Below are 19,340 nucleotides of genomic sequence, written 5' to 3' on the forward strand. Positions count from 1 at the left end.
TTTAGTGGCCTCTTGAGAAGGAGAACGGTTTGATAAACCCTCCCCCTTCTCAAGAGGAGAAATGTCCCTTATATCGTGATTTACGGAGAGAAGCGTTGCTACTTTTTTCCTTGCTGATACATCTTCTCATACTTCATCGGAGACATGTACTCATTCGCGGAATGAATTCGCTCGGCATTATAAAAACACTCAATGTATTTAAAAATCCGTTGTTTCGCTTCTTTCCTTGTCGTAAAGGTTTCGTGGAAAATGAGTTCAATGATGCTGTGAAACGACTCCGCACATGCGTTGTCATAACCGTTTCCCTTTCGACTCATGCTCGTCTGGATTCCGTATTGCCTCAACATGGCTTGGTATTCATTCGATGCATACTGGCTCCCTTGGTCCGAATGGTGAATCAGACCTGGTTGAGGATTTCGCTGATGGATGGCCCGGTGAAATGCTTTGATCACTAACTCCTTTGTCATACGCTCGGAAAGACAACATCCTACCATTTTACGAGAAAACAAATCCATGATAGATGCTAAATACAGCCAGCCTTCTTTCGTCCAAATATACGTGATATCCGCCACCCATACTTGATTCGGCTCATCTGCTTCAAACTGCTGATTCAATAAGTTGGGATACACAGGCAAATGATGCTTCGAGTTCGTGGTTGCCTTATATTTTTTCTTTGTTTTTGAACGAATATCACCATCTTTCATGATACTGGCGACCGTTTTTTTGAGATACCTCGACCCCTTGTTTCTGAAGGATTTTTGTGATTTTTGGACTGCCATACGTTTCTCTTGACTCGATATGAATCTTTTTGATTTGCTTTTTCAACGCTTCCTGTCTTTTCTTTTGTTGACTTTCTGGCCGTTTGGCCCATGCACAGTATCTACTTCTTGAAACACCTAGAACTTCACACATCTTCGCTGTTTTTGTCAATAATAAATTGAGCCAGTGCGATCACTTCAAAAGTGAGCCACTTTTAGAATCAGAGTCCCCATAAATGGGAGATAGTGGGTGTTTGGATGACTTGCCCCTAGGGGCAAGTCATCCAAACACTTCTCGCATCTGGCTACCACTCCCCATTTTCCCTCTGTTTCATACTTTGACGGAATCGATAAGATTCTCTGTTTAGAAGAAGAATGTGCGAACGGTGAGTGAGCCGATCAAGCAACGCTGCTGTCATCTTTTCATCCCCAAAAATGCTCGTCCATTCTACAAATTCAAGATTTGTTGTAATGATGACACTTGCACGTTCATAGCGATTGGAAAAGAACTGAAATAATAGCTCTGCCCCTATTTTGGAAAAGGGGATGTATCCCAGTTCATCTACGATGATCATGAGCCACTTCTTCTCAAACGCACCAAGTTTTTGCTCTTCTTTAGCAATAAGCAACTCTTCCACTAACTCGGAAGCAGTAATGAATTTTGTTTTGTAGCCATTTTGGATCATGGCGATTCCAAGCCCAATGGCCAAATGGGTTTTCCCTGTGCCACTATTCCCTAGAAAAATAACATTCTCTTTTCGCTCTGCAAACTCACCTTTTGCGAGTGTGAGAAATCGATTTCGATTTAAGCTCGGCATGAAAGTAAAATCATAGGTGTCTAAAGTTTTGTGGATGGGAAAGGCAGCTTGTTTGAGCCTTCGCTCTCTTTGATTTTCCTCTCTTGCCTGTACTTCTGCTGTTTTTGGCAAGTAGAAAATGTATCAAATGGAAAGCTTATCTCTCTTTACTATTATTGATACTTATCCTAGCTGAACATACCCATATTTAGTAAACAGATTATCTAACTCTTTCATCAGATAGTCTCTCGCTTCACTTGTAACACGAATATGTGACCTTCTAAAATGCATACTGTGTAATGTTTTTAAGCTAACATTTGATTTTTGTTGTAATGAAGGATATGTTGCTTTTCCAAGACTAGCATATAAGTCAATTAAACGAATGCCATTCTTCATTGGAGCCTTGATAGCTTTACCCTCCGTAAACTCTACATAGTATGGAAACCTTTCTTTCCAAGGTTCTTCATTTATTTCACTAGCGCCAGCAACATTTTCATGATGATATCCATCTGTTCGAGCATACCCCACAATCATCGGAGTTGGTTGATTGTTTTCATCGTAGCTAACAATAGTCAAAAATAACAAATCACCTTTTTTGATACCGCTTGGTCTTGTTGGAAAAAACGTTCGATTAAGGTCTCTTTTCCGCACACCCTTCATTTCTTGGTAATTCAAATGATTAGGAATGCGGTCTTCCCCAGTCCCCTCAAATTTCAGCCAAACTTCTTCCTGTGTTAAGCTAATCTTTGGCGTACTTTGGATAAATTCTTCAAAAGAATCTAGTTTAACAATCTTAGAAAGCTTCACACCTTTTTTTGCTTCATTTGAGTAAGTAACGGATTTATCCTTTCTATTAGGGGCTGTTTTACGAATTGCCTCTTTTTCCTCATCAATCCACTCTTGTGTAACCAAACCGCCCCCTGCATTTTCAATCCTTGATAACAAATCATCAAAGTATTCTATACATTTGGATGCAATTTCTGGCTCATTGCTCAGTAAAACAGCAATCTCATGGTTTGATACAAAACCGCCGTGAGTAAAGTTTGCCGAACCAATAATGACAGAGTGAGAATCAAACATATACAGTTTAGAATGTAAATCTATCAAAGCATATATTTTCGCCCCAGCGAGCAGTAACTTTTCAAAACCAAAGACACTACTGACATTTTCAATGAACTCTTCTCGATAAAATCGGGTAATTATGTTACATTTTACATTAGGATTTTGAATAAGCCAATCCGCCAACCTAGAAGCAGTCTGCATACCAATAAAAGGAGAAACAATATTGAGCTTCGCTTCAGTCATACCCAGCAACTCATTAAATTGATCTAATAAATCATTGGTAATTAAATGAACTGACATGGTTTGACACCTCTTTTTACCCTTAATTTGCAACAAGCATTTCCTAAAGCCTAATTCAACAAGATATTGTTTTAATCCTTCCATTTTCTGTTGCATCGTTATTTCTTTTTTATACTCCCAATCCTCCGTTTACTTGTTGTAACTGCTAAATAAAACAGGACAGAATTCGATTGATTAAAGTGAACAGTTTTTTACCAGTTAGAAGCGTGCACTTTACATGGAGTAGCGTACATAATAGCCTCGTTTCATGCGGCTAATTCTTGTTGTTGCTCGTTTTTTAGGAAATATCTTGTATGCAGAGGCTCCATGTCAAGTGACAGGGATTACGCTGAAACTTCCAGAAAAGTGTCCAATTTTATTTGTCGGAAACTGTCCACTTTAGTTTAGCAGTTACACTTGGATGTTCCCCGCCGTTCTTCAAGCCCTTTTAGACCCTGTTCATGGTAATGTTTTATCCACAGTCTGCTCGTTTTTGTGCAGGGAATCCCTAATTCTTAGCATATTCACTTATATCCCAATCTTTCTTCGATTTACATTTGAACAGCCTTCCATTTAAATTTCACGAAATAGGTGGTCTTCTATTTTGGGGTTTGCTTGTTTTCATACATAAACAAATCCCCCAGTGTTTTGATAACAGTATGGGCATTTTTCCAACTGTCCACACCAGAGGGATAATATCAAACAGGTATGGGCTATTTGATGCTTACCTAGAAAGTGCTTTGATTATGGAGAAATTAATGGTATCATCGTCATTCGAGTCGCCATTCTTTAATTAGTAAGTTGACAAGAAGTTTTTGGCGTCTCTCAAGAACTTCGGGTGTCCACTCTTTTTCTCGGATGACTTGGGTGGTTAATGCAAATGTGCTTATTCCGTCTTTTAGTTGGAAATAAGTAGACTTTTTTCGTTGAAAATCAAAATTTTTAGCACGAGAATTTTTTTAACTGTGAGCAAAACTAAATTACCTAATTTGTGAACGTATTGTTCGATATTAGGAAAGTTTTTTGTCCATTCGCTTCCTTTAGGTGGGTTTTGTGGCAAAACGTGCTCGATTGTAACTACGCTGTAGTTATAATATGGTTGTCCCTTGGAAAGTAAGGAATCCAAACGTAAAAGTACATATCGCTTAGCAGCATCTTTTAATTTCTTATACACATCTCCATTCAGTGCCTCGATCACTTCTTTTTTTTCTTCTTTTGTTAAGTTTAGCGTGCTGTCCTCTGAAAATGGGCTTTTTCCTTGTTCGAGTTCTCTTAAGATAGTAGAATATTTTGATTGTCTCCAGTTGAAGTTTTTTCTCAAAATTATATGAGATGCGGCAAATCTTTCAAGGCATTTTAGAAACTCAGAGATTTTTTCATCATTAAGGAACATATAGTACATGGCCACAGGAATCCAATCTACATTGTCAATACGGTTTAAAAACTCTAGAATTTTTATTGCTTCTTCATCACCTGCAAATTCGGTTCTGTAGTTTTTTATCTTCATATAAATGTCACTATAGGGAACTAAGACTTCATCGATAAATTTTTCTCCAGAGAAATTTTCTAAAATACTTTCGTATTCATCTTTTAGATTTCCTGCTCCCTTTCTTTTCTGCAAAATCATGCGAATATGGGAAAATAGTTCGTTAAACTGTTCTCGACCGAGAGAACTTTCAATATCTTCCCATTTTTCCGTGTAGATTTCCTGCTCATCCTCGGAAATTTTTCCTATTATTTTTGCCTTTAAAATATCAGTAACCATTAAGTCTAACCCACGATCGTTCAAAACTGTAAAAATACGAAAAGCCGAATCAAAATTAGGTGTAGAGACTACAACCATGTAACACAAGGTAGCGATTACGCTTGGTAAAGTTGTTAGAACAGATTCGTCTAGATCATTAAATCTTTCAAGGTAGTACAGGGCATTATTTCTAATAAGAGCTTGACTATCTGTTTTTACTTCTGTTTTATCCGTTAGTTTTGTAATTCCTTCACGTTCTTGAATGTATTTACGAAAAAAAGGGTTGTCTTTTTTTCGTAGCTGCAAACGGTATGTGTCTTCAATTTTGCGAATTCTACTCCCTTTCTGTACAATTAGATCGTCAATTTCATCTGCATACTCAGATGGCAAATAACTGCGAAGAGCAGATAACAGAATAGTTAGAGTTGTTAAACGTTGCTGGCCATCTAGTATTTCAGCCTCTGGTTTTTCTCCCTTGACTAAGACAATGCTTCCGAGAAAATAGGGCTCGGGTATTTGTTCGATATTTTTCTCAGTAATACCGTGATGTTCAATAAACTCAAGAAGGTCGTCCAATAATTCACCTGCTTGTTCAATAGTCCAAGAATATGGTCTTTGTACTGAAGGAATAGTGAATAAAAAATCGTCGCTAAATATTTTATGTAAAGGCATTTCTTGAGCATTAAGGGTTGTACGCATACTATTTTTCATCCTTTCGTGCACATCTTCCTGATATTCTACACTAAATTCATAATATTATCTACCTTTTTTTTCTAAAAGGTCTAAACAAAATTGTAATTCTTCTAATATCTCACCAAATTCCCCCTCCCCAATCCCTTATTTTATATTATAATGGTACAAAAATCCTATTTTCCACTGGAGCTGGTTTAGATGGCGTACACGATTCCGGAAACGATTCGTTCGAGTGCGACGGCGGGCGAGCGATTGTTGTTTCGAACGCTAAAAACATATTTGCCAGATGACTATATTGTCTATTATGAACCGGAGATTCGAGGAAGACGTCCGGATTTTGTCATTATTGGTCCTGATTTAGGGCTTGTTGTGCTTGAGGTAAAAGATTATACATTATCGACATTGCTTCATTTGAATAATGATGAATGGACGATTGTAAGTAGCGCTGGCGAGCAGGCGACGGTAAAAAGCCCGTTTAAGCAAGCGAGAGATAATGCGTTTCACATTGTGAATGCGTTAAAAAAAGATAAAAATTTAGTTCACTTAGAAGGGAAATATCAATTTCAGTTGAAATTTCCTTACGGTTATGGAGTTGTGTTTACGCGAATTTCGCAAAAAGATTTAGTGAAAAAGCAGTTGTATCCGGTTGTTGATCCGAATTTTTGTCTGTTGCGTGATGAAATTGATCCGGACAAAGAAACGTTTAGCGAAGAAGTATTGTTTGAAAAAATATGCAATATGTTTGTCGTTCCGTATCGATTGCGAACATCGTTAACGAAAGAGGAAATCGATGCGATTCGTTATCATCTTTTTCCAGAGGTGCGTATCAGTGCGGAGTTTCGCCCTCCTACGCCATATCAAGATCAAGTGCTTTTATCTCTTCATGACATTAAAGCGATGGATTTGCATCAAGAAAACCTAGCAAAGCAGCTCGGAGATAAAAACCGTTTGATTCGTGGAGTGGCTGGAAGTGGAAAGACGCTTATTTTAGCTAGTCGAGCGAAGCTGTTGGCGAAACAACATCCCGATTGGAAAATTTTAATTTTGTGTTATAATATTTCGCTCGCGCAAGGAATTCGGCAAATGCTCCACCATATGTTACATGAACCAGATTCGTTATTTGATTTTGACTTTACGAAAAAAGATGGGATGGCGAAAACGGTAGGCGATCAAATTATTGTCCGTAACTTTCATGAATGGTTGAAATATGATTTAAAAATATCAGAACAACAAATTCCGTATATATTAGAGAAAATTGATAAAAAAGAAGCAATTTTGCCAATGTATGATGCTATTTTAGTTGATGAAGGACAAGATTTTTCTTCGGACTGGTTGGCGCTTATTAGTAAATTGTTGAATCCAGCAACACAATCGCTTCTTCTTGTAGAAGATCGAGCGCAGACAATTTATAGACGAAAACGATCATATGTGCAAGATACAGGATTAAGTTTTCAAGGGCGTTCCAAGGTGTTGACGATTAATTATCGAAATACGGCACAAATTGTGAAGTTTGCGTGGGATTTTTATCGTGAGCATTCGGTACTAAGCAATAAAGTGGCCCAACGCGAGTTCGAAGGAGAAATTATCGCCCCACAAAGTACGAGGCGGAAAGGGCCAGAGCCGGCAATTGTAAAAGCAGAGAACTTTGGACAAGAAATGCAAATAGTTGCGAAGCAAATGAAGCGATTATATGAAGAGAAAAACGTGCCGTATTCGGAAATGCTTATTTTGTATCGAGTGAAACGAACGCATAAACAAAACATAATCGATGTCATTAAGCGGGCGTTGAAAAAAGAGCAAATCCCTTATTATTGGCTCGCGGAAGATGAAACAACAAAGCGAAAATTTTCTCGCGATGAAGAAACCGTTAAAATTAGCACAATTGAAAGTAGTAAAGGACTTGATTTTCAAGCCGTGTTTATTGTCAATGTGGACAACATGCCATTTGCACTCGAAGAAGACCGTGAACGGGAAGTATCGTTATTGTATATCGGCATGACAAGGGCGAAAGAATACTTATGTTTGTCTTATTCGGGGGAGTCCGAATTTACACGGTATTTCGAGCAAGTTCGCACGAGCAGATTGCAGAAGAAAAAGGAAGAAAAAGCAAATGGTTCGTAACTTTGTTCTTTTGAAAGGAGAATTTCATGAGACGATCCCAAATAACCTTAGATAAATTATACGACCGCGAAGAACAGCTTCTTGAAGAGTTAAATAGCGGCGAGGCAAAAGATTGGATTTATTATGAAATTGTCGATGTGTATGAAAACATGGTCCGTTACTTATCCCGTTGTTCAGCAGAGGAAAAAGAGGAACATGGGTTTGAGTATGTGAAAAAACAGCTCGTGAGTTATTTGATTCATTATGGAACGTATTTGAAAACACAGCTTAGAAAAGACGAGCATATGGCGAAAGCAGCGTTTCAAAAAGCGTTGAGATATGATTCAAAAAATCCGATTGCCCATTATCGTCTCGGGTTTTTAACGTATAACGAACAGCACTATAAAGAGGCGCTTCGCTATTTTGAACAAGCGCTTGAATATCAAAAAACGTATTCAAATCGCGAGTTTTGTTTAAATGAACGACAGCTATATTATGCGCATCTTTATTTGGCGAATAGCGCCTTGTTTATCGCGGAAAAAACGTATGAATTAGTGGCGCAATTTCCTGATTATATAAGCGATCAAGAGAAACCTGCGGAACTTTCATTTTTGCATGAATGGTTGCAGCGAAACGAAGCTATTTTAACGATGCAAGCATTTACGAAATGGACGTCGAGCGGAAAAGAGTATTGTTCAAAAGAACAATGTGAACAAGTGATGATGAATCCTCCTAAAAATACAGTCGTTCTTTATTTTTCCGATCGCGAAAATGTTGTATCTTATCACGGTAGGGAAGTATGTTTGCCACGCGATCCTGCGGAAATGCTTTGTTATTTTTTAGTGGAAACAAACGAAGAGCGTCCGGCAACGAAATATGATATGGAGGTATTTTTTCAATCGAGACGGAATGGGGATATTCCTACAAATACGTTCGTTCAAAAAGTAAAGCGTCTTCGGGAAAAGCTAGGTGGTATTGGAGTGCCTCTGATCATCGACTCATGCCAATGTCGAGGAGAAACGGCCTACTATTATAACGGTCTTGTCGATTATATCATTATGTATCGCAGTGATTATACGTTTATGTTTGACGATGAATGGTGATGACATGTGTGTCATCGCTCTTTTTTTATATTAAGGTTGTAAATAACGAAAAGGAGTGATGACGCCATGAAAACATGGAATCAATTATTTATTCGTCAAGGTTTTATTTTAGAGGAAAAAAGTCCAAATGAGTTTATTTGCACAAATGAGAAGAAAGAAAATGTCGAGTTTTTATTGAAAAGTTTGGACGTAGCGAATGTCGATTATACGTTTTGGAACGATGTATTAACGATTAATAATCCGCCGATTAGCGAAAAACAATGGCTAGAAGCAGTGGATTTTCGTGGGCGCGGAGTTAGCGAGATACTAGGGCTAGAAGAGCCGAAAGTGTTTGAGTTGGATACGTATATGAGCGGTATCATTCGTGAGTTGAATCGTTTGGGGTTACGTACCGTTTCTTGCTGTGATGGTCACGGGGAGGGATTACCGCGTATATATTTTGATAACCAAACAAACATGGAGAAAGTCATGCAGTTGTTCCGTGCACTACACGTCAATGTTCGTTTATCACCGCCTTATTCTCATCGGGTCACGCTTCGGATGAACAGAGAACGACTTCTTGATCTTGCCGAGAGCATGCGGAACGTACAAGTCGATTGGTTAGAACAAGGAGAACAGTATATTCAAAAAATGTTTTTCCTTCAAGAGCTTGAACAGTTGCTTAGCGTCTCAGGGGAAAGTGGAAATGAAGAAGACATTCGTGCAGTTGTGTATGAAAAACTGAAGCCGTATGTCGATCATATCACAGTGGATCGATATGGGAATTTGTTGGCACAAAAGAAATGCAAAACAGGACATGGACCGACGATTTTGTTGAACGCTCATTTAGATACGGTAGAAGCATTTGCGCCAGGAAGAACAATTGTGAAACAAGGAGCGATTTGGTCGAGTAGTGAAGGGATTTTAGGAGCGGATGATCGCGCTGGAGTGGCGGTGTTGCTTGAAATGGCGAAATGGCTTGACACATCTGCATTTAACGGAACGATAAAATTTGTTTTTACCGTAGAAGAAGAGTGCGGACTTGTTGGAGCGCGGAAGCTAGAGGAATATTTTCTATGGGACGTTGATGCAGCGATTGTTGTTGATCGGCGGGGAAGTGGTGATATCGTCACATCATGTGGCACCATTCAACCGTTTTGCGATATTCGCTACGGACAGTTTTTTGAACAAGTAGCTCGTGACATTGGATTGACTCATTGGACATGTACGGATGGTGGAAGTAGCGATACGAGAATTTGGGCAGAACACGGCATTCAAAGCGTAAACTTATCTGCAGGATACGAGTGGGAACATACAGACGACGAAAGATTAGATACGGATGCTTGTTATGGAACAGTGCAACTCATTCAAGCGGTGCTTACTCAATCGAGAGACTTTTCAAGAATGTTGCGTGATTTGCGTCGTGTTGATCGAAACGATTTATGTTATGTTGGTCGAAATGATTTACGTCGTGTTGATCGAAAAGTTGTCAAAGTGGAGAGAGTGTCAAAAGTGAAATCGAAGCAGATGGAATGATCGATTTTGCGTTGCGAAAAGGACGTCGCCTAGGCGTCCTTTTTTGGTTTTGTAAAAAAGTTTGACAAATAAATTTAGTGACTGTATGTCCGATCTATGAGAATTTATAGTAAAATGGAAAAAAGTATTCAAAAGGCGAAAGTATGCTTCAATGAGAAGGGAAAGATGTGTATGAGGATGAAAAATTTACTTTTTTGGGCGCTTGTCGGTGCAAGTACTGGAGTTTTTCTAAACGTATTGAATGTCCAACTTCCTAAGTCGATCGGAATTGGCATAATTAGTCTGATTGTTATAGGGATTGGTTGTTATCGCATGTATATTCTTTTTTGGACAAAAAACGTAAATTTAGTTGAAGGTTATGTAAAAAAAAGAATCAAACATCCATATTATGCATTAACGAAAGCATTAGTACATAAGCAGTTTGAACAAGCTGAGCAATATGCCGAACAACTAAAGAAAGGTTATGCAGAAGCCAAAAAGCTAGCCCTTGTCCATATATACATAGAGCAGGGAGAATTAGAGGAAGCAGAACATGTGGCGAGCGACATTCAAAACGAGACAGCCCGTTATTATAATCAAGCATTGATTGCCCTGTTGCGCGGACAGGAAGATCGGTTCGAGAATTTGAAACAGAAAGTAAAAAAACACCCGTTTTGTTATGTATTAGAAGCAGAAAGGGCGTTTCGAAATGGCGATCAAAAAGAAGCTGAGCGATATGGAAAACTAGCCATTTCTACTTCGCGTGGACTTCAACGGTATGTGCTTGTTCGTTCGTTAGAAAACCAACAAAATCATCCAAACCGCCGAACGTTTTTCTAAGTAACATAGTCGATATAAATTAGAGAGTAAGGGTGTGATACAGACACATGTACATAAACAACGCATTTGCACAAATTGTGTTTAGTCTTTTATCTTTCCTGCTTGGGATTAGCGGTATTTTTAGACTAACTGATCCGACGGGCTCATTTGACCGAGTGCTCGGCTTGTTTCTTGTCGTATTCGGTTTTCCAGGTGCTTTTATAGGCATGAAAACGTGGTGGGAAGATCGGAAGCTAAGAAAAAAGCAGAAAAGATAGCAAAATACAATGTAATAAAAACATGTGGAAAGGAGTGTATTTATGTGAGCCATTCATTGGAAAACTACAAAGAATCAATTGTTCTGTCATATCAATATGCGTTTCGCTTATTGCTTCATTTGAAAAATGTCATTGCTGCTTCTAAGCAAATTCCAGCGGAAGATGGGTTAATGAAAGAAGTATATAGAGATTCAATCGTAAAGAAATATGAAATTCTCGAAGACCAACTTTGGAAGTTGTTGTCGAAAATTTTTAAAGCGTCTGGGTTAGAATTACACAGTCCGAGGGCGTGCTATCGGCAAGCTTTTAAAGAAGGATGGATTGAACATATTGACATATGGAACGATATGTTAAGTTCTCATGCGAACAGTGCCTGTCAATGTTCGCTAATTGATGAATTTGATTCATTGAATAAAGAAATCGCACGGCAAATTGAGCGTGACGGGATCGTTATTTATGAGAAATGAGTTTACATATCGGTTATGTCAAAAGGAGAAAAGAAACGATGAATAAACCTAACTTATTTTCGTACGCCACAAGTGAGCTATCACAAGATGCTTTTTTATGCTGGTTAATCGATTGGGCAAACCATGAATTTTCTGAGATAAATCCACTATTGCATGACATAGGAAAAAGTTTTATTGAAGCGATATTTCAAAAGCACGGACAGCCTTGTCCAAACATCGAGCGCATTTCCATTACTAGACAGGTCGATGGTTTAGATATATTAGCTGTTATAAATAATAAATATGCCATTCTCATAGAAGATAAAACATATACACGCGATCATACGGATCAACTGGCGCGATATCGTGCGGCGGTAGAAAAGCGAGGGTATCATTATCAACTTCCTATCTACTACAAAATAGGAAATCAAAGCAATTACGATACAGTGGAAGCCGCAGGGTACAAGCCGTTTTTACGGAAAGATATGTTAGCGATTTTACAAGAGGGATATAAACGAAATATCACAGATTCCATATTCAATGACTATTATCAACATCTGTTATCGATTGAAGAAGCTTATAACAAATACAAAACAGCCCCTTTAAATGAATGGAAAGGACTTGGGTGGCAAGGGTTTTATAGTGAACTTCAAAACGCGGGTATTTTAGGGGATTGGGATTATGTTTCTAACCCACAAGGTGGTTTTTATGGATTTTGGTGGCGTTGGAAAAATGGAGGCGATTGTCAGCTCTATTTGCAGTTAGAACAAGAAAAGTTATGTTTTAAAGTCGAAGTAGCTGACAAAGAGAAAAGATCCTATCTTCGCACGAATTGGTGCCAGAAAGTGATCGAGAAATCAAGTGACTTTCGACTACATGTGAAGCGGCCGAACCGATTCGGAAACGGAAGATATATGACAGTGGCTGTTTTAGAAAACTATATAGTAACAAACAAAGACGGGATACTTGATTTGACAAGTACGATCGATGTTCTTAAACGGGCTGAAAAATTGCTTGATGCATTAACAGTTGTTCGTACTACACAATAAAAAAGCAGGGGAGACGATCGTCCACCTGCTTTTTCTTCTTTAAATCGTAACCGATGTTTTTGTTTTTTTCCGAAGGTCGAAACGGTCAGCGTTCATCACTTTCACCCAAGCTTGAATAAAGTCGCGGACAAATTTTTCTTTGTTGTCGTCTTGGGCGTAAAATTCAGCGTATGAGCGAAGGATCGAGTTTGAGCCGAAAATTAAGTCCACACGAGTGGCGGTCCAACGAACAGCCTTCGTTTTCCGGTCGCGAATGTCGTAAATGCCGTCTTCTTTCGGTACCCATTCATAGTTCATATCGACGAGGTTGACAAAAAAATCGTTTGTGAGCACACCGATGCGATCTGTAAATACACCGTGAGGAAGATCGCGATACGTCGCTCCTAACACACGTAAGCCACCGACTAATACCGTCATCTCTGGAGCGGTTAAGCCGAGCAATTGGGCTTTATCGACAAGCAGTTCCTCAGGGCCGACGCGATATTTTTTCTTTTCATAATTGCGGAATCCGTCCGCGAACGGTTCTAATACTGCAAAGCTTTCCACATCCGTCTGTTCTTTTGTAGCATCGCCTCGTCCAGGCATAAACGGTACGTGGACGTCAAAGCCAGCGTCGCGGGCTGCTTTTTCGACTGCTGCACTGCCACCAAGTACGATTAAATCAGCAATGCTTACTTTTTTAGGGAGCGCGCGTTGAATGTCTTCATAAACGGCAAGCACTTTCGCAAGTCGCTCTGGTTCGTTCACTTCCCAATCTTTTTGTGGCGCAAGCCGAATGCGTGCACCGTTCGCTCCGCCACGCTTATCGGAGTTACGGAACGTGCTAGCGGATGCCCAAGCGGTTTTCACAAGTTCGCTAATCGTTAACCCTGAATGTAAAATTTCCGTTTTGATATCTTCAATTTCCGCATCCGTTAATTCAACCTCTGCTTCTGGAATCGGGTCTTGCCAAATGAAATCTTCTTTCGGCACTTCTGGACCGAGATATCTCGTTTTCGGCCCCATGTCGCGATGAATGAGTTTAAACCAAGCGCGCGCAAACGCATCCGCAAATTCTTCTGGATGTTCATAAAAGCGACGAGCAATTTTTTCATATATCGGGTCAAAGCGCAACGCTAAGTCCGTCGTCAACATCATCGGTGGCACTTTCACATTGGCATCTTCTACATCAGGCGCCAAATGTTCTTCCTTTAAATTCACCGCTTCCCATTGATACGCACCAGCTGGACTTTTCGTCAACTGCCATTCGTATTCAAAAAGCAACTGTAAATAGCTGTTATCCCACTGCGTAGGTGTTGGTGTCCAAGCGCCTTCCAGACCGCTTGTAATCGTATCGCGACCTTTTCCTTTTCCATACGAGCTAAGCCATCCTAACCCTTGCGCTTCAATCGGAGCCGCTTCAGGATCAGGACCGACATGCGACGCATCGCCAGCCCCATGCGCCTTCCCAAACGTATGGCCGCCTGCGATGAGCGCCACTGTTTCTTCGTCGTTCATTCCCATTCGTTTAAACGTCTCGCGAATGTCACGTGCCGCCGCAAGCGGATCTGGGTTGCCATCAGGACCTTCTGGGTTGACATAAATCAGCCCCATTTGAACAGCGGCAAGCGGATTTTCTAATTCGCGATCGCCTGTATAGCGTTCTGAGGCAAGCCATTCTTTTTCCGCTCCCCAATAAATGTCTTCTTCCGGATGCCATACGTCCTCTCTGCCAGCGCCAAAACCGATCGTTTTTCCACCCATTGACTCAATCGCCACGTTGCCAGCTAACACAATTAAATCCGCCCAAGAAATTTTATTGCCGTATTTTTGTTTAATCGGCCACAACAGGCGACGTGCTTTATCTAAGTTCGCGTTGTCGGGCCAACTGTTTAACGGGGCGAACCGTTGTGTGCCTGTTGAAGCGCCGCCTCGTCCGTCGCCAATGCGATACGTCCCTGCAGAATGCCAAGCCATGCGAATAAATAACGGTCCATAATGACCATAGTCGGCAGGCCACCAATCTTGGCTTGTCGTCATGAGTTTACGTAAATCTTCTTTTAACGCCCAATAGTCAAGTGTTTGAAATTCCTCTGCATAATCGAACGTTTCGTCATGGGGATTCGTTTTTCGGTTGTGTTGATGAAGAATGCTTAAGTTTAGTTGATTCGGCCACCAGTCTTTGTTTGTTGTTTTGTTTGAAGTATGACTCGTCACACTTCCATGGAATGGGCATTTGTTTTCCATTCTTTTATTCTCCTTCCCTACATATAAATGAAACATGATGCTAGCAGTTCATATGATAGTGATTATAATTATCATATTAGAATTATATTAAATTAATATTTGATAGTAAAGTAAAAAAGATATTTTTATTTAAAAATTATAAAAATCCCCCATTTCATTCTGTTGGCAGAATAAAATGGGGGATTTATACGTCTACGTCCGCATTTACGTTCATCGTTTCACTCCAATCTTTAATGTTGCAACATATGTTTCACTTGTTCAGTTGTTAAGTTGCGAATAAATTCGATTAAGTCAATCGCCTCGATTCCAAACTCATTGCATTTTTCAACGTATCTTTGATAAGCTTTTGTGTACATATCCATAAACAAAACTCCTTTCGCACGTTTCTTTTATTAGTTATATTGTATTATAACAGAAACAAAAAAATCAACAACTGTTATATAATTATTTTAAAAAATGATACGATTTTTATGTACATGTAGTAGAAACGGAAGGTTTGTAGTACAATAGAGTAGGCAAATGGAAGGGATTATACATATTTTACCGTTTTAGAAAGGATGAACATACATGCATATAATCGAGTTAATGAAAGCGCTCATTTTAGGGCTAGTCGAAGGAGTGACAGAGTTTGCGCCTGTTTCATCGACAGGTCATATGATTATCGTTGATGATATGTGGCTAAAGTCAAGCGACTTTTTAGGAAAGTATGGGGCGAATACGTTTAAAGTCGTCATTCAGCTCGGTTCTGTTTTAGCTGCTGTTGTAGTGTTTAAAGATAAATTTTTCGAATTGCTTTATTTACGAAAAGGCGAAGTGAGAAAAGGACCGCGGTTGACGCTTATGCACATTTTTATCGGTCTTTTACCTGCCGGGGTGTTAGGTGTTTTATTTGAAGACTATATTGATGAACATTTGTTTTCGACGGAAACGGTGCTCATTGGGCTCGTGCTTGGAGCGTTGTTGATGATCGCAGCAGACCGTTTCGGAAAACGAACGAAAGTAGCGCAAACAGTAGATGATATAACGTATAAGCAAGCTTTCATTGTCGGTCTCGTCCAATGCTTATCCCTTTGGCCAGGGTTTTCTCGTTCGGGGTCGACCATTTCAGGTGGCGTACTTGTCGGAATGAGTCATCGCGCTGCCGCCGATTTTACATTTATTATGGCTGTGCCAATTATGGCTGGAGCAAGCGCCATTTCGTTGTTAAAAAACTGGCAGTACATTACGATGGATGCTTTACCATTTTTCATTGTCGGTTTTATTAGTGCTTTTGTTTTTGCGTTGTTAGCTATTCGCTTTTTCTTGCGTTTAATTAACCGCGTTCGCCTTGTGCCATTTGCCATTTATCGCATCGTGCTTGCGGCAGTTATTTATATGGTTTATTTTGCGTAATCTCCACGATTTTTGTGGAGATTTTTTTGTTTAAAAAAATCGTCAAAAACGCACGAACGCATGGTCAAAAAATAAGTCTATAATGAATGTGAAAAATAACACGAAAAGCTGGTGATGACATATGCATGAACATGCGCGTGCGGTAGATTATAACGAAAATCCGTTTATCGTCATTTGGGAAGTGACAAGAGCTTGCCAGTTAAAATGTGTACATTGTCGCGCCGATGCCCAACCTGTCCCAGATCCGCGTGAGTTAACGCACGAAGAAGGGCTTCGGCTTATCGATGACATATATGAAATGAACAATCCGATGCTTGTGTTTACAGGTGGCGACTGTATGATGCGCGAAGATTTGTTTGATCTTGCATCGTATGCGACGAAAAAAGGGATGCGCGTTTCGATTACACCGAGTGCGACACCAAATGTGACGAAAGAAAAAATGAAAAAGGCAAAAGAGATTGGGCTGTCGCGCTGGGCATTTAGTTTAGACGGACCGACGGCTGACATTCATGATCGATTTCGCGGTACACCGGGTTCGTTTGATTTAACGATTGAAAACATTCGTTATTTAAATGAGCTACATATGCCATTACAAATTAATACAGTCATTTCGCGTTATAACTACGATCATTTAGAACAAATGGCAAAATTAGTTGCAGAGTTAAAGGCAGTAATGTGGTACATTTTTTTACTTGTGCCAACCGGGCGAGGACAAATGGGCGATTGCATTAGCCCGGAGGAACATGAACAAGTGTTCCGTTGGTTGTATGAGTTAAGTAAAACGGCACCGTATGATATAAAAACGACAGCAGCACAACATTATCGTCGTGTTGTCATTCAACAAAAAATGCGCGAAAAACGAATTGAAGCAGGGGATATTCGTTATGAGCATGCGATTACGACCGATCATGCTTCAATGATTGACGGCTTAAAACGAGCGCCAAAAGGCGTCAATGACGGCAACGGTTTCGTTTTCGTTTCACATACAGGAGATGTCATGCCAAGCGGCTTGCTTCCGATCGTATGCGGCAACGTACGCGAGCAACCGTTATCGCATATTTATCGTGAATCGGAAGTGATGAAACAGTTGCGCCAACCAGACTTATATAAAGGAAAATGCGGCATTTGTGAGTTTCGCTACGTTTGTGGCGGATCCCGCGCTCGCGCCTATGCAGTCACAGGTGATTACATGGAAAGTGAACCGTTTTGTGTATATGTTCCTTTAGGGATGAGAAAAGAAAAAACCCGAACGGTGTTCGCTTAATGCGGACGCTGTTCGGGTTTATGTATGTTAAAAGTCAAAGTTATCCGGATCGGGACCGATGCGGCGGTTTTCGTTTAGCGCGTCAATCGCATCCATTTCTTCTTTTGTTAAAGTAAAGTCAAAAATGTTTGCGTTTTGAGCAATTCGTTGAGGCGTGACAGACTTTGGAATAGTGACGACTTCGTGTTGTAAATCCCAACGTAAAATGACTTGAGCTGGTGTTTTCTCGTATTTTTGTGCTATGTCGACAAGCGTTGGTTCGTTTAACAGCTCGCCGCCGCGCATAAGTGGTGACCACGCTTCTAATTGAATCTGATGCTGCTTACAAAACGCAAGAAGCTCTTTTTGTGTTAAACGTGGATGAAACTCCACTTGGTTGACCATCGGTTTTATTTCGCAATCAGCAAGAATATGTTCTAAATGGTGAATTTGGAAGTTGCTCACTCCGATCGCACGCACGAAGCCATCTTTATACAACTTTTCGAGCGCCTTGTACGTTTCTTTATATTTTTCTTTGACAGGCCAGTGAACTAAATACAAATCAATATAATCAAAGCCGAGTTTTTTTAGGCTCGTATGAAACGCTTTTAATGTTGATTCGTATCCTTGATCGGAATTCCATACTTTTGTTGTGACAAAAACTTCTTCACGACGAATGCCCGACTCGCGAATCGCTTGCCCGACCCCTTCTTCATTTTCATAAAACGCAGCCGTGTCAATATGACGATATCCGACTTCAAGCGCTGTGCGAACAGAGCGAATGACTTCATCGCCTTCTTGCACTTTATAAACCCCTAAGCCAAGCCATGGCATACGGACACCGTTATGTAACGTTGCGGCATCTTGTAAACTTTTCATCCTCATGCTCCTTTCCAATATTTTTCCCTTTTATTATGAAATGGAGTGTATGAGAAAGCAAAACATATGCTTAGATGGAAGGAGCTACAAATTTAAATCACGATAGTTTGGATGATGTTTTAATAGTTCCGAGACAGTGACAAATGTATATCCTTTTTCTTTTAAAATCGGTAAAATTTCTTTTAATGCTTGGACAGTTTGTTTCCGACTACCGCTTCCGTGATCGTGAAACAAAATAATTTGTCCAGGCTGAATATGTTCAATGACACGCCGGACAATTCGTCTCGTCCCAGGGTTTTGCCAGTCATATGTGTCTTGATGTTTTGACCACATGACGACAGTATAACCTCGTTGTTTGGCGATATCTATGATCTGCTTATTGTAGTAGCCAAGTGGGGGACGAAATAACGTCGGGCGTTCTCCGGTAATGTCATATAGCACATCTTCGCTTTTTTTTATTTCTTCCTCAATCGTTTGTTTAGATTTGCCGCGAAAATCAAGATGTTTATACGTATGATTTGCAATTTCATGCCCTTCGTTCATTTGTCGCTTAATGATATCCGGATATTTTTCAGCACGAAACCCAACGACGAAAAAAGTAGCTTTGGCGTCATACTGTTTTAAAATCGTTAAAATGTCAGGAGTGTATAATATGTCTGGCCCGTCGTCAAATGTAATGGCGACCATTTTTTCATTTGTCGGCACGTTCCAAACAATATCGTCATGTATTCGGTGAACAGGTGTTGTCGTGATGAGCAACAAAGACAAAAATAAGAAAAGTACGTTCATTTTTCATCCCCGCTTTTTTATATATCATGTGAAAAAAGTCGTTTTGTCATTCTCTTTTCTATACAAGACGTAGTAAAATAAAGATAATTAGGTCAGGTAGCGTCAAAAATTCTATGAAAAACACCTGTGAGCGACCTGTTGAAGGAAAATAAAGGGGATGGTGGAGTCGGATTCGCCCTTGACCAACAC

17 protein-coding genes and 1 pseudogene are annotated in these 19,340 nt (G+C 39.9%); 9 read left to right on the forward strand and 9 right to left on the reverse strand.

Features of this window, described 5'->3' with window-relative positions:
* Positions 1–98: 98 nt before the first annotated feature.
* From HNR63_RS11450 to HNR63_RS11465, 5 genes and pseudogenes are all read right to left on the reverse strand, one after another.
* Positions 99–779: an IS3 family transposase gene (locus HNR63_RS11450; RefSeq protein ID WP_181520778.1), complete on the reverse strand. Its 681-nt coding sequence runs from the start codon at positions 777–779 to the stop codon at positions 99–101.
* Positions 691–912 carry an IS3 family transposase gene (locus tag HNR63_RS13975; RefSeq protein WP_425485176.1) on the reverse strand — a complete coding sequence of 74 codons (222 nt, stop codon included), beginning with the start codon at positions 910–912 and terminating at the stop codon, positions 691–693. The genes HNR63_RS11450 and HNR63_RS13975 overlap by 89 nt, the downstream gene beginning before the upstream one ends.
* Before the next feature lie 151 nt (positions 913–1,063).
* On the reverse strand, positions 1,064–1,687 hold the full coding sequence (gene istB, locus HNR63_RS11455; protein ID WP_246316788.1) for an IS21-like element helper ATPase IstB: 624 nt from the start codon (positions 1,685–1,687) through the stop codon (positions 1,064–1,066).
* Positions 1,688–1,738: 51 nt separating this feature from the next.
* Positions 1,739–3,013 carry a phospholipase D family protein gene (locus tag HNR63_RS11460; protein WP_181520779.1) on the reverse strand — a complete coding sequence of 425 codons (1,275 nt, stop codon included), beginning with the start codon at positions 3,011–3,013 and terminating at the stop codon, positions 1,739–1,741.
* A gap of 653 nt (positions 3,014–3,666) precedes the next feature.
* Positions 3,667–5,351: pseudogene (locus HNR63_RS11465) on the reverse strand (DUF262 domain-containing protein).
* 180 nt (positions 5,352–5,531) lie between these two features.
* Between HNR63_RS11465 and HNR63_RS11470 the strand changes: the two are divergent.
* From HNR63_RS11470 to HNR63_RS11500, 7 genes are all read left to right on the forward strand, one after another.
* Positions 5,532–7,454, forward strand: coding sequence for a 3'-5' exonuclease (locus HNR63_RS11470; RefSeq protein WP_181520780.1), 1,923 nt, complete (start codon positions 5,532–5,534; stop codon positions 7,452–7,454).
* 26 nt (positions 7,455–7,480) lie between these two features.
* Positions 7,481–8,536 (forward strand): tetratricopeptide repeat protein, encoded by a 1,056-nt coding sequence (locus HNR63_RS11475; protein ID WP_181520781.1) that lies wholly within the window; start codon positions 7,481–7,483, stop codon positions 8,534–8,536.
* Between the two features lie 66 nt (positions 8,537–8,602).
* Positions 8,603–10,051 (forward strand): M20/M25/M40 family metallo-hydrolase, encoded by a 1,449-nt coding sequence (locus HNR63_RS11480; protein WP_181520782.1) that lies wholly within the window; start codon positions 8,603–8,605, stop codon positions 10,049–10,051.
* A gap of 177 nt (positions 10,052–10,228) precedes the next feature.
* Positions 10,229–10,870 (forward strand): tetratricopeptide repeat protein, encoded by a 642-nt coding sequence (locus tag HNR63_RS11485; protein WP_246316789.1) that lies wholly within the window; start codon positions 10,229–10,231, stop codon positions 10,868–10,870.
* Between the two features lie 47 nt (positions 10,871–10,917).
* Positions 10,918–11,127 carry a hypothetical protein gene (locus tag HNR63_RS11490; protein ID WP_181520784.1) on the forward strand — a complete coding sequence of 70 codons (210 nt, stop codon included), beginning with the start codon at positions 10,918–10,920 and terminating at the stop codon, positions 11,125–11,127.
* A 44-nt stretch (positions 11,128–11,171) separates the two neighbouring features.
* Positions 11,172–11,594 carry a nucleotidyltransferase substrate binding protein gene (locus tag HNR63_RS11495; protein ID WP_181520785.1) on the forward strand — a complete coding sequence of 141 codons (423 nt, stop codon included), beginning with the start codon at positions 11,172–11,174 and terminating at the stop codon, positions 11,592–11,594.
* A gap of 38 nt (positions 11,595–11,632) precedes the next feature.
* The gene (locus HNR63_RS11500; protein ID WP_181520786.1) at positions 11,633–12,622 is read left to right on the forward strand and encodes a PD-(D/E)XK nuclease family protein; all 990 of its coding nucleotides are present in this window, start codon (positions 11,633–11,635) and stop codon (positions 12,620–12,622) included.
* A 39-nt stretch (positions 12,623–12,661) separates the two neighbouring features.
* Here the strand turns inward: HNR63_RS11500 and katG are convergent, their stop codons facing one another.
* Positions 12,662–14,848, reverse strand: coding sequence for a catalase/peroxidase HPI (gene katG, locus HNR63_RS11505; RefSeq protein WP_425485175.1), 2,187 nt, complete (start codon positions 14,846–14,848; stop codon positions 12,662–12,664).
* A gap of 230 nt (positions 14,849–15,078) precedes the next feature.
* Positions 15,079–15,210, reverse strand: a complete 132-nt coding sequence (locus HNR63_RS13940; protein WP_003395753.1) for a hypothetical protein — start codon at positions 15,208–15,210, stop codon at positions 15,079–15,081.
* 205 nt (positions 15,211–15,415) lie between these two features.
* On the opposite strand from HNR63_RS13940, the gene HNR63_RS11510 reads away from it, so the two are divergent.
* Entirely contained in the window at positions 15,416–16,240 is an 825-nt protein-coding gene (locus tag HNR63_RS11510) for an undecaprenyl-diphosphate phosphatase (protein WP_181520788.1), read from the forward strand.
* Between the two features lie 121 nt (positions 16,241–16,361).
* The gene (locus HNR63_RS11515; RefSeq protein ID WP_181520789.1) at positions 16,362–17,504 is read left to right on the forward strand and encodes a TIGR04053 family radical SAM/SPASM domain-containing protein; all 1,143 of its coding nucleotides are present in this window, start codon (positions 16,362–16,364) and stop codon (positions 17,502–17,504) included.
* A gap of 27 nt (positions 17,505–17,531) precedes the next feature.
* On the opposite strand, the gene HNR63_RS11520 is transcribed toward HNR63_RS11515, so the two are convergent.
* Positions 17,532–18,362, reverse strand: coding sequence for an aldo/keto reductase (locus tag HNR63_RS11520; RefSeq protein WP_181520790.1), 831 nt, complete (start codon positions 18,360–18,362; stop codon positions 17,532–17,534).
* Between the two features lie 84 nt (positions 18,363–18,446).
* Positions 18,447–19,151, reverse strand: a complete 705-nt coding sequence (locus tag HNR63_RS11525) for a polysaccharide deacetylase family protein (RefSeq protein ID WP_085787892.1) — start codon at positions 19,149–19,151, stop codon at positions 18,447–18,449.
* Positions 19,152–19,340: the final 189 nt, after the last annotated feature.

The organism is Anoxybacillus ayderensis (genome assembly GCF_013761015.1).
Taxonomy (GTDB): domain Bacteria; phylum Bacillota; class Bacilli; order Bacillales; family Anoxybacillaceae; genus Anoxybacillus; species Anoxybacillus ayderensis.

Coding starts and splice junctions, on each gene's coding strand:
- HNR63_RS11450 (WP_181520778.1), bottom strand. CDS start 779: ATGGCAGTCCAAAAATCACAAAAATCCTTCAGAAACAAGGGGTCGAGG.
- HNR63_RS13975 (WP_425485176.1), bottom strand. CDS start 912: ATGTGTGAAGTTCTAGGTGTTTCAAGAAGTAGATACTGTGCATGGGCC.
- HNR63_RS11460 (WP_181520779.1), bottom strand. CDS start 3,013: ATGCAACAGAAAATGGAAGGATTAAAACAATATCTTGTTGAATTAGGC.
- HNR63_RS11470 (WP_181520780.1), top strand. CDS start 5,532: ATGGCGTACACGATTCCGGAAACGATTCGTTCGAGTGCGACGGCGGGC.
- HNR63_RS11475 (WP_181520781.1), top strand. CDS start 7,481: ATGAGACGATCCCAAATAACCTTAGATAAATTATACGACCGCGAAGAA.
- HNR63_RS11480 (WP_181520782.1), top strand. CDS start 8,603: ATGAAAACATGGAATCAATTATTTATTCGTCAAGGTTTTATTTTAGAG.
- HNR63_RS11485 (WP_246316789.1), top strand. CDS start 10,229: ATGAAAAATTTACTTTTTTGGGCGCTTGTCGGTGCAAGTACTGGAGTT.
- HNR63_RS11490 (WP_181520784.1), top strand. CDS start 10,918: ATGTACATAAACAACGCATTTGCACAAATTGTGTTTAGTCTTTTATCT.
- HNR63_RS11500 (WP_181520786.1), top strand. CDS start 11,633: ATGAATAAACCTAACTTATTTTCGTACGCCACAAGTGAGCTATCACAA.
- katG (WP_425485175.1), bottom strand. CDS start 14,848: ATGGAAAACAAATGCCCATTCCATGGAAGTGTGACGAGTCATACTTCA.
- HNR63_RS13940 (WP_003395753.1), bottom strand. CDS start 15,210: ATGGATATGTACACAAAAGCTTATCAAAGATACGTTGAAAAATGCAAT.
- HNR63_RS11510 (WP_181520788.1), top strand. CDS start 15,416: ATGCATATAATCGAGTTAATGAAAGCGCTCATTTTAGGGCTAGTCGAA.
- HNR63_RS11515 (WP_181520789.1), top strand. CDS start 16,362: ATGCATGAACATGCGCGTGCGGTAGATTATAACGAAAATCCGTTTATC.
- HNR63_RS11520 (WP_181520790.1), bottom strand. CDS start 18,362: ATGAAAAGTTTACAAGATGCCGCAACGTTACATAACGGTGTCCGTATG.
- HNR63_RS11525 (WP_085787892.1), bottom strand. CDS start 19,151: ATGAACGTACTTTTCTTATTTTTGTCTTTGTTGCTCATCACGACAACA.